This is a genomic window from Virgibacillus sp. CM-4 (assembly GCF_000445495.1).
GTDB classification, from domain to species: domain Bacteria; phylum Bacillota; class Bacilli; order Bacillales; family Amphibacillaceae; genus Virgibacillus; species Virgibacillus salexigens.
Genome location: NZ_AUQA01000002.1, coordinates 1,456,261 through 1,471,353, shown reverse-complemented (window position 1 = coordinate 1,471,353; position 15,093 = coordinate 1,456,261). Strand labels below are relative to the sequence as shown.

Sequence of the window (15,093 nt, the reverse complement as noted above, 5' to 3'; positions counted from 1 at the left end):
GTGTTGTCAGTAACCACAGCAAATGAAATAGGGGTGAATTCAGCGAGAACATGATGATCGATTAAGCGGTTGGTTAGCTATGTCTTTGCCCGTGGAAAACAGCCTCTTACGTATGAAGCGAAGAACCTGTAAAGGATCTGTTTAACCAAATTTTTTTTAGGGAAATGGATGGTAGTAATAGAGTACATACATAATGGGTGTTTTATGTTACATTGTATTCTGGTAGAATGAATTTCTTACGTGATTATGCACCATACTTTCGTGTAGGGGGTGAATGCTAAGTATTGCAGGATTCATCTGTCGTACGTTACTAGGATGAATGGTTTGCTGGAAAAAGGGATGATCCCTATCTTAGGGGGATTACGAAGTTGTTTTTTAGGTTACGTATGATTGGAAGCTGGATTTTCATGTATCCGTCTTTCCATTTTCATAGTTTGCATTATTACACGTATATTTTTTTAGAAAAAATACCTATTTTCGGAGTAATAAATCATGATTAAAGGAGTAGACATGTTATGAATTGGCTAGAAAACATTAACTGGGCAGAACTTGCGGTAGATGCAGGTATTATACTTATTCAATTAATTGCAATTCTTATTGCGTTTATGATCGTCCGAGCGATTGGTAAAAAACTAATTCGGTCTTCATTTTCAAAGGTACAAAATAAAAAGCAGATGTCAGCAGGTAGAACGCAAACATTACAAGCTCTCGCTATTAGTGTTTTTTCCTATATACTTATTTTTATTACCTTAGTAATTGTGTTAGGGATCTTCGGCATTAACGCTGCCGGATTAATTGCTGGTGCAGGAATTATTGGGTTAGCAATTGGTTTTGGCGCACAAGGGCTTGTCAGTGATATCGTAACAGGGTTTTTCTTATTATTAGAAAAACAACTAGATGTAGGCGATTATGTGACAACTGCCGGATATGATGGAATTGTAGAGGAAGTTGGGCTTCGTACAACACAGCTTCGCAGTTTTGATGGGACGCTTAATTTTATCCCAAATCGAGAAATTGGCTCATTAAGTAACCATTCTCGCGGAAATATGCGAGCACTTGTTGATATTGGAATTTCCTATAGTGATAATATCGATCATGCGATGACGGTGCTGCAAGAAGTGTGTGATCGAGTGAAAGAAGAAAATGATATGGTTGTCGAAGGTCCAGACGTGGTAGGTGTACAGATGATCGGTGAGTCAGATATCACCCTTCGTGTTATTGCGCAGACACAAAATATGGAGCAATGGGGTGTGGAAAGACAATTACGTAAAGCGATTAAAGAAGCATTTGATGAAAATAATATTGATATACCTTTCCCACATCAAGTATATATTGAAAAGCAAGCTGAATAATCGGCAAATGCTATTGCGTTTAAAAGGTCAATGATATATAGAATTGGCCTTTTTTATGTACAAGTGAAGTCTAAATGTTAACAATCAATGACAATTGCTTTATTTTCAACATGGATGTTTGCTAGACGGAATATAAAGGTAAAGATTAGGAGAACTACCTATATTGAAATAGAAAGGAGCTTCACATATGGAACAGCAGGAAAATGTGCAAGCAAATCCATTACCTAGAATTGGGGAAAAAGCACCTGGCTTTATGGCCAAAACGACACAAGGGGATATTTCTCTTCGCGATTATCAAGGAAAGTGGGTCGTGCTATTTTCTCATCCAGCTGACTTCACCCCTGTATGTACGTCTGAATTTGTGGCTTTTCAGGAGGTATATGATCAATTACAGAAGATGGACACGGAATTAATTGGTTTAAGCATCGATAGTGTAAGTTCCCATATTGCTTGGTTACGTAATATCGAAAAGAATTTTGATACAACCATTGATTTTCCAATTATCGCAGATTTGGATCAAAAGGTTGCTACAGCTTATGGGATGGTAATGCCAGAATCAACTGGAACCGAAACATCAAGAGCTGTCTTTGTAATCGATGATAAGCAGGTGATTCGATCGCTTATCTACTACCCTCTTACTACTGGACGCAATATGAGTGAAATTGTCCGACTGGTGAAAGCTTTAAAAACAACCGATGAGCATGGCGTATCCACTCCGGCAAACTGGCAGCCAGGTGATCAAGTAGTCGTCAAACCTCCGCAGACAAAGGAAGAGGCGAACGAACGAATGAATAATAAGGATTACGAATGTGTCGACTGGTACTATTGTCAAAAAGAGATTGATTAGCATTTTAAGAGTGGGACAAAAGTAATTTTTATAAAATAACGAAGGATAGCCGTGTCCGATACTGATAGGCATGATTCGCGCGGGAACAACACGGGCTCGAAAATCCACGCGGGCAATTAATTTTTCTTACCCAAGTTAGCTGAGGCCGTCCCCGCGAAAAGCATGCCGTATTCCTGATTGCGGTTTAAAGAATTCAGCTTTAAAGTTTCTTATCTTAACCAAGTACCAGGCTCATTCTTCTGAAAAGAATAGACACATGACAGAAGGAGGGACTCCGTGTATTTACAGTATTTTTATGATCGGTCCTTAGCACAAGCATCCTATATGATCGGTTGCCAGATTACAGGAGAAGCTGCAATTATAGATCCGATAAGGAATATTGATATGTATCTAACGGTTGCAAAAGAACAGGGTTTTCGAATTATGGGTGCAATCGAAACACATATTCATGCTGATTTTGTTTCAGGTCTGCTGAATTAGCCAGGCGAACAGGAGCAACGATCTATTATTCAACGGAAGGAGAGCGTAATGGAGGATATAAATGGCCCCCCTTCCTCCCTGTTCAAGGTGTTATCGATGAACAAACGATTCATGTTGGTAATATCCAGCTGAAAGCAGTGCATACGCCTGGTCATACTCCAGAACATATGACATATGAATTAATAGACAAAGGAACAACCGATCAACCAATCGGGTTATTTACTGGAGATTTTATTTTTGTTGGAAATGTAGGACGACCAGATCTCTTAGAAACATCACTCGGTGTGAAAGGTTCTGCCATTCAAGGGGCACGTCAAATGTTTGCTTCTATACAGCGATTTAAGAAGTACGAAGATTACCTACAAATCTGGCCAGGCCATGGGGCAGGAAGTGCTTGCGGAAAAGGTCTAGGTTCCATACCAAATAGCACGGTAGGTTATGAAAAAAGGACAAATCCAGCGCTACGGTATACGAATGAGCAAGCTTTTATGGACTTTTTATTGGATGGACAGCCTGAAGTCCCAGCTTATTTTGCAAAAATGAAAGAAGTCAATATATCCGGTTTAACACCACTAGCTGCTGTTCCATCAACTGTTGAATTCCATCGGCCTGGAGACGAAGTTGAATTGTTAGCTACGGACAAGAATAATCTTATCATCGACACACGAAGCGCGACTTCTTTTGCAATGAGGAGCATTCCTAGAACCATTAACATTCCTTATCCAGATATGTTTGCAGAGTGGATGGGGAGACTGGCGAATTATAAGGATGACATATACCTCATTGCTGATTCCAATGATTTAAAGGATATACAGACAATTGTAAGCAATATCGGAATGGATAATATCGTTGGATTTTTCTCCCCAACAATCGTTGAAACTGCCGGCAATACGAATTCTTATCTAAATCAGGATCCAAAAGATGTAGAAAGGCAAAGACATGCGGGGCAGGTGCAGATTTTGGATGTTCGTTACCAAAAAGAATGGGAAAAAGCTCATATACCAGGAGCGATTCATATCCCCCTTCCTCAATTAAACGAACAAGCACATGAACTATCTTTCGACCAACCAGTAGTAGTTCACTGTGCTTCGGGTAAGCGTTCGGCAATTGCAGCAAGTATATTAGTGAATAAAGGATTTGACGTGATGAATCTGCAAGGTGGTTTTCAGCAATGGCAGACGGATCATTTTCAAACGACCTCATGATAGACAGTGCCGGATAGGACACTGTCTATTGACAATGCAAGTTATCTATTATAAAATGACTGATAGTCAGTCACAAGGGGTAGGAGTTGGGATATGGATAATAAAAAGGAAAAAATCGTTCAATCTGCTATTCATGTTTTTAGTGAAAAAGGTATTGAAAAAACCAAAGTATCAGATATTGTTAAGGGGGCAGGTATTGCTCAGGGAACATTTTATTTATACTTCCCATCGAAATTAGCCGTAATGCCTTCTATTGCGGAAGTAATGGTAGAACGAATCGTAGAAGAGATGCACAAGCAAGTAAATAATGAATGCAGCTTCTTGGATCAGCTTGCCCAGGTGGTTGATGTTGTTTTTGCTATTACAAAGGAATATCGGGAGGTATTTGCCTTAATATTTGCTGGATTGGCGTCTAGTGAGTATTTAAGTCAATGGGAAAAAATATACGAACCGTATTATGCATGGATGCGTGAATTTCTAGAACAACCAAAAGCTATAGCTGTTCTTCGTCCCTCTCTCGATTTGGAGGCAACAGCAAAGCTGTTGATCGGATTAATTGAATCAGCGGCTGAACAATCTTATTTGTATGATCACCAGGATGAGCAAGCAGCTAAAAGCAAGCAGGATGAAGTATTAACATTTGCAACACATGCATTATATAACCAATGACTTGGAGTTGTCCAAGTTTTATTGCTTAAAATGACTGATAGTCATTCATTTTTTGGAAAGATTATGAAATTGTGATGAAAATAACGATGAGATGTTTTATGAGGTGGAAAAATGAATAAATCATGGATTTATGTCGTGTTAACTAGTGTATTTGAATTAATTTGGATTTATGGATTTAATACTGCCACTGACTGGTGGCATTGGGCGCTAATCATTGCTGCAATTTTTCTGGATCTTCACTTCTTATCGAAAGCATGTGAAGGGATACCTACTGGAACCGTATATGCTATCTTTGCTGCGGCAGGAACAGTTGGTACGGCGCTCATGGATGTGTATATTTTTGGCGGAAGCTTAAACATGGGGAAAATCATATTTATGATCGTTCTCGTAGCAGGTGTGGTTGGTCTTAAACTCTCCGATCAACCAAGTAAACAGGAGGTGCATTCGTAATGGGATGGTTATTCATAGCATGCGCTGCTCTATTTGAAATGATAGGTGTATTGGGTTTGCGATTATATAGCCAGGATAAGACGGTTAGAAATGGCTTGCTCTATTTGGGAGGATTGGGTGCTTCGTTTGTATTTCTTTATGCGTCTTTTTCTTATTTACTAGTTAGTGTGGCTTATTCTGTATTTATCGGAATAGGAACGGCTGGAGCAGTGATCATGAATATGGTGTTCTTTGGAGAATCAACGAATAAATATCGGATTGCAAGCCTTATTGCCATTATCACCGGTGTTACTGGATTAAAAGCACTATCTTAAAAAATAATTGTCACAAGAAGCTTCATTTTATTGTATATATATTAAAAGTCTAAATTTTAATTTGTTTTTGAAATAAGCATTGACTTTTTCTGGTAAAGGATTTAATATATCTAACAATAATAACAATCAGTACAAATAAACATTTCTTATCAAGAGAAGTGGAGGGAAAAGGCCCAATGAAACTTCGGCAACAGGTTATTGATGGCTAACACTGTGCTAATTCCTACAGACAATATGCGTCTGATAGATAAGAAGAGTGGCAAATAAATGGTATTTTAACTCTTCTTATCGCTAGGTAAGAAGAGTTTTTGTTCAATCTAGTGTTTTGGAAGGAGGAATGGAAGGTGACTAGTGAAATCCTTTCTTATCATGATTTTACCGTTGATCCTTTTAAAGATTTTCATCCAGAAGATGAAACAAAAGGGGCATCAACCATTTTAAAGTGGGCGTATGAGACGTATGGCGATTCTATTGTGTACGCTTGTAGCTTTGGTGCTGAAGGTATGGTGTTAATTGATTTAATTTCCAAAGTGAAGCAAGATGCGGAAATTGTTTTTTTAGACACCGGGCTGCATTTTCAGGAAACGTACGACTTAATTGATGAGGTGAAAGCAACGTATCCTCAGCTGCGAATTCGGCTAAAGAAACCAGATTTGACTGTAGAGGAGCAGGCAGCAAAACATGGATCTGCTTTATGGAAAAGAGAACCTGATCAATGCTGCTTCATTCGAAAGATAAAGCCACTTGAGGAAGCATTAAGTAATGTACCTGCTTGGATATCTGGATTAAGAAGAGATCAGTCACCAAGTCGCAGCAATACAGACTTTGTAAATAAAGATGAACGGTTTCAATCGATTAAAGTATGTCCACTCATTCACTGGTCATGGGATGATGTATGGAATTATATACGCGAATACAAATTGCCATACAATGTATTACATGATCAGAACTATCCAAGTATTGGTTGTATTCCTTGCACCAATCAAGTGACAGATTCTGATGACCTTCGTGCTGGTCGCTGGACGGGGTTAAATAAGACGGAATGTGGACTTCATACAACTGGAAATAATCAACGCTTATGATGGAAGTAATGACACATCTTTTTTATTTCATTTAATTCCGAGTAAATTAATTGGTATACTTTGTAATAAATGATTTATGCATGTCGAAATTATAGAAAAGCCTGTGAGGTGGATGAATTGCCGCTTGATGTAACGAATAGCCCTTTTAACGAAGAGCAAACAGAACAATTAAACAGATTACTACCAATGCTAACAGATCAACAAAAAATGTGGTTGAGTGGATACCTTTCAGCTGTGCAATCCACGGCATCTATTCAAGATGCTAATAGGACAACACAAGGACAGACAGCAACAACTGGAGGTGCTGCAGCACGATCTGTAACGATCTTATATGGTTCAGAAACAGGTACAGCACAATCGTTAGCAGAAACAATGACACAGAAGTTAGAAGCAACCAATTTAGATGTCACATGTAGTGCAATGGATGACTTTAAACCAAATAAGTTAAAGAAAGTAGAAGATTTATTAATTATTACCGCAACTCATGGAGAGGGAGATCCACCGGATAATGCGGTGGTCTTCCACGAGTTCCTTCATAGTCGAAAAGCACCAAAATTAGCAGATTTGCGTTTTGCAGTTCTTTCGTTAGGTGACGAATCTTACGAGTTTTTCTGTCAAACAGGGAAAGACTTTGATGCAAGATTAGAGGAATTAGGCGGAGAAAGGCTATATGAGCGAATCGATTGTGACTTAGATTTTGATGAACCGGCGGCTGAATGGATGGCAGGTGTGCTTGGAGAACTGCGAAAATCAATGGATCAAGCTAGCGAAGCAGAGCTTTCTGGCCAACAAACGGCAGGAACAATCGTTTCGGAGCAGCCGGTTTTCTCCAGGACAAATCCATTCCTTGCAGAGGTCGTTGACAATATTAACCTTAGTGGTCGCGGTTCAAACAAGCAGACACGTCATTTGGAATTATCATTAGAAGGTTCAAACTTTACATTTAAACCCGGGGATAGTTTAGGTATCTTTCCTAAGAACAATCCTGTACTAGTAGATGAGCTCATTCAGGCACTGCAATGGAATCCTGATGAGACGGTTTCTGTCAATAAACAAGGAGATATACGGTCTTTACGGGAAGCGCTTATCTCTAATTTTGAAATCAGTATCCTGACAAAACCATTAGTAGAGAAAGCAGCATCGATCTTTCACAATGAGGAACTAAGTGAACTGATAACCCCGGATAGAAAGGACGAATTTAAAACGTATATTGACGGCAGAGATATGTTGGATTTGGTGCAGGACTATCCGCCGGATGGGCTGGGGCCAGAATCATTTGTCAAAATACTACGTAAAATCCCAGCAAGGCTTTACTCGATAGCGAGTAGTTATGATGCAAATCCTGATGAAGTCCACCTTACGATTGGGAAGGTACGTTTTTCAGCTCATGGCCGCGAACGCTTTGGGGTTTGTTCCACACAAGTGGCAGATCGAATTGAAATTGGTGAGAAATTACCTGTATATATTCATCAAAACCCTAACTTTCAATTCCCTGAAGATCCAGAAACACCAGTGATTATGATTGGCCCGGGCACAGGGGTTGCCCCATTCCGTTCTTACTTAGAAGAACTAGAAGAAACAGAAGCTGAACGCAAGACATGGTTATTCTTCGGTGAACAGCATTTTTCTTCGGATTTTCTCTACCAAGTGGATTGGCAAAAGTGGTTGAATTCAGGTGTACTTTCAAAAATGGATGTAGCCTTCTCCCGTGATACCGAAGAAAAGGTATATGTCCAACATCGCATGTTGGAAAAAAGCAAAGAATTGTATGACTGGGTGAAGCAAGGTGCAGCAATCTATGTCTGTGGTGATGAGAAACATATGGCGAAAGATGTAAATGAAACGATTGCCACTATTTTGCAACAAGAAGGCGATATGACACCAGATGAGGTAGAATCGTATCTCAATCAAATGCGTCAGGAGAAACGCTACCAGAGAGATGTCTATTAACGAAAGGAGTTTCTATATGGGTAAAGGGAACGACTCAATTAAGCAAGTACCATTGGATGATATGGAGCGCATCAAAAAAAATAGTAATTACCTTCGAGGAACGATTACAGAAGGCTTGGCAGATCCAATTACAGGTGCCATTTCTGATGATGATAATAAACTATTAAAATTTCATGGTAGCTATCAGCAAGATGATCGTGATTTCCGAGATGAACGGAGACGTAAAAAATTGGAACCAGCGTATCAATTTATGCTACGCGTGCGGGTCCCTGGTGGTGTTACAACAGCGGAGCAATGGCTGGTCATGGACGAATTAGCACATAAATATGCGAATGGAACGATTCGTTTGACGACAAGGCAAGCTTATCAACTACATGGCATTCTGAAACGGAATTTAAAGAATACAATCAGTAGTATTAATGATACATTGATGGACTCCATAGCTGCTTGTGGGGATGTTAATCGAAATGTAATGTGTAATACGAATCCTTATCAATCGGATGTTCATGCGGAAGTAGTTGCATGGGCACAGAACATTAGTGATCATCTTACCCCTCGAACGGGAGCATACCACGAAATTTGGTTAGATAAAGAGAAGGTAGTTGATTCTAGAGAAGAAGCGGAGATGGAACCAATTTATGGAACAACCTATCTTCCTAGAAAATTTAAAATTGGAATTGCTGTACCTCCTTCTAACGACGTTGATGTATTTTCACAAGACCTAGGATTTATTGCGGTAAAGGAAGCAGATAAGCTGCTTGGTTTCAATGTAACGGTTGGCGGTGGTATGGGAATGACACATGGAAACACCGATACCTATCCACAGTTAGGAAGAATCATCGGTTTTTGTGCACCAGAAGCTGCCGTGGATGTAGCCGAAAAGATTGTTACGATACAGCGCGATTATGGAAATCGTTCGAATCGAAAAAATGCTAGATTTAAATACACCATCGATAAACGAGGAATCGATTGGTTAAAGCAAGAACTGAATGAACGTTTAGGCTGGGAATTAGAAGCAGCAAAAGACTACGTGTTTAAGCATAATGGAGACAGTTATGGATGGATTAAAGGAAAGTCGAATTGGCATTACACGTTATTTATTCAAAATGGTCGCGTAAAAGATACCGATGATTACCAATTAATGACGGGATTAAGGGAAATAGCTAAAGTTCATACTGGAGATTTTCGCCTTACTCCAAATCAGAATCTAACGATTGCAAATGTAACAGACGAAAAGAAACAAGATATCGATCATTTAATAAGACAATATAAGCTTACAGATGGTGGTCAGTATAGTGGCTTACGACGTAATTCGATGGCCTGTGTCGCATTACCAACTTGTGCATTAGCAATGGCAGAGTCGGAAAGGTATCTCCCTTCCCTACTGGAAAAGATAGAAAATCTTCTCGATGAAGCTGGATTAAGAGAGGAAGAAATCGTGATAAGAATGTCTGGTTGCCCGAATGGGTGCTCCAGACCCGCATTAGCAGAAATTGCTTTTATTGGCAAAGCCCCAGGTAAATACAATATGTATCTAGGTGGGAGTTTTACAGGGGATCGCTTAAGTAAATTATACCGTGAAAACATCGGAGAGCATGAAATTCTAGAAACACTGCAGCCGATTATTAATGCCTATGCCAAGGAACGTACAGAAAAGGAACACTTCGGCGACTATGTTATTCGTGCTGGTTATGTTGAAGCTGTGTATTCTGGACTTAATTTCCATAAGGAAAAAGATGAATAGAGGGAGTGTAGTCAATGGGGAAAGTATACCTTGTAGGAGCAGGTCCAGGGGATCCAGAGCTAATTACTGTAAAAGGAAAAAGGATGATCGAGCAAGCGGATGTCATTCTTTACGATCGGTTAGTAAACGAACAATTATTAGCATATGCTTCGCCACATGCAAAACGAATCTATTGCGGGAAGCGCCCGGACCATCATTCATTGAAGCAGGAGCAAATTAATCAATTACTATGTTCGTTTGCTAGTGAAGGGAAGACCGTAACGAGGCTTAAAGGTGGCGATCCATTCATATTTGGCAGAGGTGGTGAGGAGGCGCTGGCTTTACAACAACATCATATCCCATTTGAGATTGTACCAGGTATTACTTCTGGTTCAGCTGCCCCATCATATGCAGGTATTCCTTTAACGCATCGAAAAATAAGTTCTTCCGTTGCATTTGTATCAGGAGTAACAAAACAGGATGAAGATATCGATACGTATTGGAGAAATCTAGCAAAAGGTGTGGATACATTATGTATCTATATGGGCGTTAAGAATCTACCGGTGATCTGTCATCAACTGATTCGTCATGGTAAAGACAAAGATACACCAATCGCTCTCGTGCACTATGGGACAACACAAGCACAGCAAACGGTAACGGGTACATTAGAAACCATTGTATCTAAAGCAGAAGGTATAAAAAATCCATCCATGATAATTATTGGTGAGGTCGTCCGTTTACGTGATCAGCTTCAATGGTTTGAATGGCTTGCCGATGAGAATATTCCGTCACCGGTTGCAATTAGTGGTTAAGGAGGAAAAGCGAATGCAGGGCGTGCTTTATGTAAGTCATGGAAGTCGTTACGCCACTACCAAGTCAGAGGTGAATCAGTTTATTGCAGATGTGAAAGAGGAAATCCCTATTCATCTACAGGAAATCTGCTATTTAGAGCTTGCTGATCCAGATATCCACCAGGGAATTAATAATCTCGTCTTACAAGGAGCCACAGCAATTGCAGTTATACCAGTGCTCTTACTACGTGCCGGTCATTATTATCAAGATATTCCAGAAATTATTAATCAACAAAAAGCAATGTATCCCCATGTATCATTTTCTTATGGGCAGCCTTTAGGCGTACAGAATCGACTAACTTCCATTCTAGCAGAACGTATCAAGGAGACGAATAGACCAATAGATCCCAATGCAAAGGTGTTCGTGGTTGGTAGAGGAAGCAGTAATCCGCAAACGAAGAAAGATATGGAGGCAATTGCTGATAGGTTACAAGCTTTTATTGGTGTTGATCAAGTAGAAGCTTGTTATTTAGCAGCATGTGATCCTTCCTTTGAAACCATGCTGGAGAAAGCTGTCGCAGGGGAATCTGCACAGATCATCATTGTTCCTTATATATGGTTTACAGGTTTTCTCACACGATTTATGAACGAGAAAGTAGCAGAGTTAGATAATCATGGAAAAGAAATTTTATTATGCAAACACCTTGGTGCACACGTGGCGATGAAGCAAGCATTAAGGGACCGGGTAATCGAGGCAGTATCATAAAAAAGGATGTGACAAAGGTGTCGCATATGCCGTTAATGGTTGATGTAGGTGGAAAAAGTATCGTGATAATTGGTGGAGGAAATGTCGCAGAGCGACGTGTTTCATTATTTTTAAAACAAGCTGCATATATTACTGTGGTTAGTCCTGAGGTAGCCCCCTCTCTTCGGTCTATGGCAGATGCTGGGCAAATAGATTGGCGAAAAAAATGTTTTGACGTAAAGGATATACAGCATGCATTTATTATAGTTGCTGCTACAAATAATGAAGCATTAAATCAAACGATTTGCCAATCTGCCTCACCATATACGCTTGTGAACAATGCTTCAGATGCAAAAGGGGGCACGTTACATATCCCTGCCCATTTCCAGCAAGGAAAACTATCCATCAGTGTCTCCACAAACGGAGCAAGTCCGATGCTGACAAGTAAAATTAAGAACGATCTGAAGTCCCAGTATGATGAACAGTATGGTGATTATGTTGATTTCCTTTATGAAATGAGACAGTTTATGAAACAAACTTCATTTATCAAGCAGGAACAAAGGAAGATTTTACAATCTCTATTATCGGATGAATATCTTGATAAAGATAGACAGAAGGAGATAAGTAATTGGTTAAAAAGGAAGACAGGAAGGAACGATTCACATGAGCGGTTTAGCTAACAAAAAAGTTGGTATTGCGGCTACGCGTAAAGCAGAGGAAATTTCTACACTTGTAAAGAAAAATGGTGGGCAACCTTCCCTCTTTTCCATTCAAGGCGAGCAAGTTTTTGATGATCTTACTTGCGAACAAAATATTGCTGCACTCCTAACAGAAAGATTTGACTACATTATTCTAACAACGGGAATAGGTGCTTCTAGTTTAGAAAGGATTGCCAAAGAAAAGGGATACGAAACCGAATTTATTCAAAAGGTTGCAGCCACAACATTAGCTATCCGTGGTAGTAAAACATTCAATTGGCTGAAGCAACATAGCTTATCCCCGGATTTTATTTCTAGCGATGGAACGATGAAGGATTTATTAGCAACATTAAAAAAACAGCCAAACAAGACTGGACAGCGTGTTTTTTTACAAGCATACAATCAGGACGATGCCCTATTAAAAGATGCTTTACAGCATATGGGATATGAAGTCTACCTAGCCAAACCATACTTCTATAGAGCCCCAAATAGGGAAACGTTAGCCAGTTTACAGAACCATATTATTCACCAATCGTTGGATGCCGTTATTTTTACAAGTAAAACCCAGGTGCAGAACCTGTTTAACGCAGCTGACGAGCGGTTAGGGCAGGCCTTTAACGAGGATGTGCTGGCAGTAGCGGTTGGAAAAGTAACTGCACAAGAATTAATGGATCGACAGATAGCAGAAGTATTTCTGCCAACCAAGCCTAAGATGGGGAGAATGGTAGTTGAGCTAAAGCAATACTATCAACAACTCGTTGGGTAATCATTAAAATTGGAGGGAAAGTGATGGCAACAACAATTGATACCAAACGTTCAGGAAGTATTCCGCATGGTGGAGAGCTTATTCAACGTCACGTAAGTGAATCTGCACGAGATGCTTACCTGAAAAAAATAGATACGATGCCTAAGATTTATTTAAATGCATGGAACCTGTCAGATTTAGAGTTAATTGCTAATGGTGGATTCAGTCCATTAACTGGTTTTATGAATGAAACAGATTATACAAGTGTTGTAGAACAAATGCGGTTGAGCGATGGTACCGTTTGGAGCATTCCAATTACATTGGATGTTGATGAAGCCACTGCGGACACATTGGATATTGGTTCTACAGTTGCGTTAGTTGGTCAGGATGAACAAGTATATGGTGTTTTGGAATTATCGGATATGTATACGTTTGATAAAGAAAAAGAAGCAAAGCTTGTGTATGGAACCACAGATTCGGAGCATCCAGGAGTAAAAAAAGTATATGAAAAAGGGGATATTTATCTCGCCGGCCCTATTTTTCTCCTGCAGGCAAAACAAAATGAGAAATTTCCTGAACATCAGCTTGAACCGAAAGAAACAAGGAAGTTATTTGCTGAACTGGGGTGGAAAACGATTGTCGGATTTCAAACACGAAACCCAGTACATCGGGCGCATGAATATATTCAAAAGTGTGCATTAGAAATCGTCGATGGCTTGCTGTTAAATCCACTTGTTGGGGAAACAAAATCGGATGATATTTCAGCAGAGATTCGAATGAAAAGTTATAAAGTAATTTTAGATAAATATTATCCGAAAAACCGAACAAGACTTGTTATTTATCCAGCAGCAATGCGTTATGCAGGTCCAAGAGAAGCCATATTACATGCGATTGTACGTAAGAATTATGGGTGTACGCATTTTATTGTCGGCCGTGATCACGCTGGAGTAGGTGATTATTATGGCACCTATGAAGCACAGGAGTTAATTTCACAGTTTGAGCAAGAATTAGGTATTCAGATTTTGGCCTTTGAACATGCGTTTTATTGTACAGCTTGTGAGAATATGGCGACAGCAAAAACATGTCCGCATGATAAATCCAACCATGTACATCTAAGCGGAACCAAGGTACGAGAAAAGCTGCGCAATGGAGAAGAATTACCGAAAGAGTTTTCTCGACCAGAGGTAGCGCATGTATTAATGGAAGGGCTAAGACAACGCTGATTAGGAGGAAAAACGTGAGTAAATCAACAAATATCTCGTGGCATGATTCGATCATTACTAAAACAGAGAGACAAACCAAAAACAAACATAAAAGTGCGATTTTATGGTTTACTGGTTTATCAGGGTCCGGGAAATCTACCATTACCGTTGAGCTTGAACGAAAGCTGTATCAGCTTGGAATATATACGTATCGCTTAGACGGCGATAATATTCGTCATGGGCTGAATAAAAATCTAGGTTTTTCTCCAGAGGATCGCACGGAGAATATTAGACGAATTGGTGAAGTAGCAAAGTTATTTGTCGATGCGGGTGTTCTTACGTTAACTGCATTTATCTCCCCATATCGAGAAGATCGTAATCAAGTTCGTGCTCTTGTTGCAGAACGCGAATTTATAGAGGTTTATGTGAGATGTAGTTTAGAGGCTTGTGAACATAGGGATCCTAAAGGATTGTATCAAAAAGCAAGATCTGGTGAGATTACAGGATTTACAGGAATTGATGCCCCCTATGAAGAACCAATCAACCCTGAATTGACGATTGATACCGAAGAACAATCTTTAGATGAAGCTGTACAGCAAGTCATTAATTATTTATTAGAAAATGAATACCTGAACTAAATGAAAAGGTCTCCTTCGATTGAGGAGACCTCAGCTTGTAGAGTCCCTCTTCCCCGTTTTATTCTCCTTCAGGGGGGAGGACTATTCCCTTTCCGAGTGCGATCTTAGATTAAAACCAATCACTACCATTAGGCATTCGATATTACTAACGAAAAAATTGAATTTCATAAAATAGCCCAAAAATAAGTCTGTCGAGAAAATA

At 39.6% G+C, this 15,093-nt stretch carries 16 protein-coding genes and 1 riboswitch; all 16 genes read left to right on the top strand.

Annotated elements, in window-relative coordinates:
- The first annotated feature begins 515 nt into the window (after window positions 1-515).
- The 16 genes from M948_RS30430 to cysC all read left to right on the top strand — a co-directional run bounded on the left by M948_RS30430 (window position 516) and on the right by cysC (window position 14,891).
- The gene (locus tag M948_RS30430; protein ID WP_021290237.1) at window positions 516-1,352 is read left to right on the top strand and encodes a mechanosensitive ion channel family protein; all 837 of its coding nucleotides are present in this window, start codon (window positions 516-518) and stop codon (window positions 1,350-1,352) included.
- Window positions 1,353-1,539: 187 nt separating this feature from the next.
- Window positions 1,540-2,199, top strand: a complete 660-nt coding sequence (locus tag M948_RS30425; RefSeq protein ID WP_021290236.1) for a peroxiredoxin — start codon at window positions 1,540-1,542, stop codon at window positions 2,197-2,199.
- 276 nt (window positions 2,200-2,475) lie between these two features.
- Window positions 2,476-2,679, top strand: coding sequence for a hypothetical protein (locus M948_RS42525; RefSeq protein ID WP_021290235.1), 204 nt, complete (start codon window positions 2,476-2,478; stop codon window positions 2,677-2,679).
- 20 nt (window positions 2,680-2,699) lie between these two features.
- On the top strand, window positions 2,700-3,884 hold the full coding sequence (locus M948_RS30420; protein ID WP_369759839.1) for a rhodanese-like domain-containing protein: 1,185 nt from the start codon (window positions 2,700-2,702) through the stop codon (window positions 3,882-3,884).
- Window positions 3,885-3,977: 93 nt separating this feature from the next.
- On the top strand, window positions 3,978-4,553 hold the full coding sequence (locus tag M948_RS30415) for a TetR family transcriptional regulator (RefSeq protein ID WP_021290233.1): 576 nt from the start codon (window positions 3,978-3,980) through the stop codon (window positions 4,551-4,553).
- A 111-nt stretch (window positions 4,554-4,664) separates the two neighbouring features.
- Entirely contained in the window at window positions 4,665-5,003 is a 339-nt protein-coding gene (locus M948_RS30410) for a DMT family transporter (RefSeq protein ID WP_021290232.1), read from the top strand.
- Complete coding sequence (locus M948_RS30405) at window positions 5,003-5,317, top strand: DMT family transporter (RefSeq protein ID WP_021290231.1); 315 nt, start codon at window positions 5,003-5,005, stop codon at window positions 5,315-5,317. The genes M948_RS30410 and M948_RS30405 overlap by 1 nt, the downstream gene beginning before the upstream one ends.
- A gap of 143 nt (window positions 5,318-5,460) precedes the next feature.
- A riboswitch (SAM riboswitch) is annotated at window positions 5,461-5,571 on the top strand.
- 90 nt (window positions 5,572-5,661) lie between these two features.
- The gene (locus tag M948_RS30400) at window positions 5,662-6,399 is read left to right on the top strand and encodes a phosphoadenylyl-sulfate reductase (protein WP_021290230.1); all 738 of its coding nucleotides are present in this window, start codon (window positions 5,662-5,664) and stop codon (window positions 6,397-6,399) included.
- 117 nt (window positions 6,400-6,516) lie between these two features.
- The gene (locus tag M948_RS30395; RefSeq protein WP_021290229.1) at window positions 6,517-8,349 is read left to right on the top strand and encodes an assimilatory sulfite reductase (NADPH) flavoprotein subunit; all 1,833 of its coding nucleotides are present in this window, start codon (window positions 6,517-6,519) and stop codon (window positions 8,347-8,349) included.
- Between the two features lie 16 nt (window positions 8,350-8,365).
- Window positions 8,366-10,093, top strand: a complete 1,728-nt coding sequence (gene cysI, locus M948_RS30390; RefSeq protein ID WP_021290228.1) for an assimilatory sulfite reductase (NADPH) hemoprotein subunit — start codon at window positions 8,366-8,368, stop codon at window positions 10,091-10,093.
- A 14-nt stretch (window positions 10,094-10,107) separates the two neighbouring features.
- Window positions 10,108-10,884: a uroporphyrinogen-III C-methyltransferase gene (cobA, locus tag M948_RS30385; protein WP_021290227.1), complete on the top strand. Its 777-nt coding sequence runs from the start codon at window positions 10,108-10,110 to the stop codon at window positions 10,882-10,884.
- 13 nt (window positions 10,885-10,897) lie between these two features.
- Window positions 10,898-11,629 carry a sirohydrochlorin chelatase gene (locus M948_RS30380; protein ID WP_021290226.1) on the top strand — a complete coding sequence of 244 codons (732 nt, stop codon included), beginning with the start codon at window positions 10,898-10,900 and terminating at the stop codon, window positions 11,627-11,629.
- Window positions 11,630-11,655: 26 nt separating this feature from the next.
- Window positions 11,656-12,288: an NAD(P)-binding protein gene (locus M948_RS30375; RefSeq protein WP_231378666.1), complete on the top strand. Its 633-nt coding sequence runs from the start codon at window positions 11,656-11,658 to the stop codon at window positions 12,286-12,288.
- A complete protein-coding gene (locus tag M948_RS30370; RefSeq protein WP_021290224.1) occupies window positions 12,272-13,072 on the top strand; it encodes a uroporphyrinogen-III synthase in 801 nt (266 codons plus the stop codon). The genes M948_RS30375 and M948_RS30370 overlap by 17 nt, the downstream gene beginning before the upstream one ends.
- Before the next feature lie 23 nt (window positions 13,073-13,095).
- Window positions 13,096-14,274, top strand: a complete 1,179-nt coding sequence (sat, locus tag M948_RS30365) for a sulfate adenylyltransferase (protein ID WP_021290223.1) — start codon at window positions 13,096-13,098, stop codon at window positions 14,272-14,274.
- A 14-nt stretch (window positions 14,275-14,288) separates the two neighbouring features.
- Complete coding sequence (gene cysC, locus M948_RS30360) at window positions 14,289-14,891, top strand: adenylyl-sulfate kinase (RefSeq protein ID WP_021290222.1); 603 nt, start codon at window positions 14,289-14,291, stop codon at window positions 14,889-14,891.
- Window positions 14,892-15,093 lie beyond the last annotated feature (202 nt).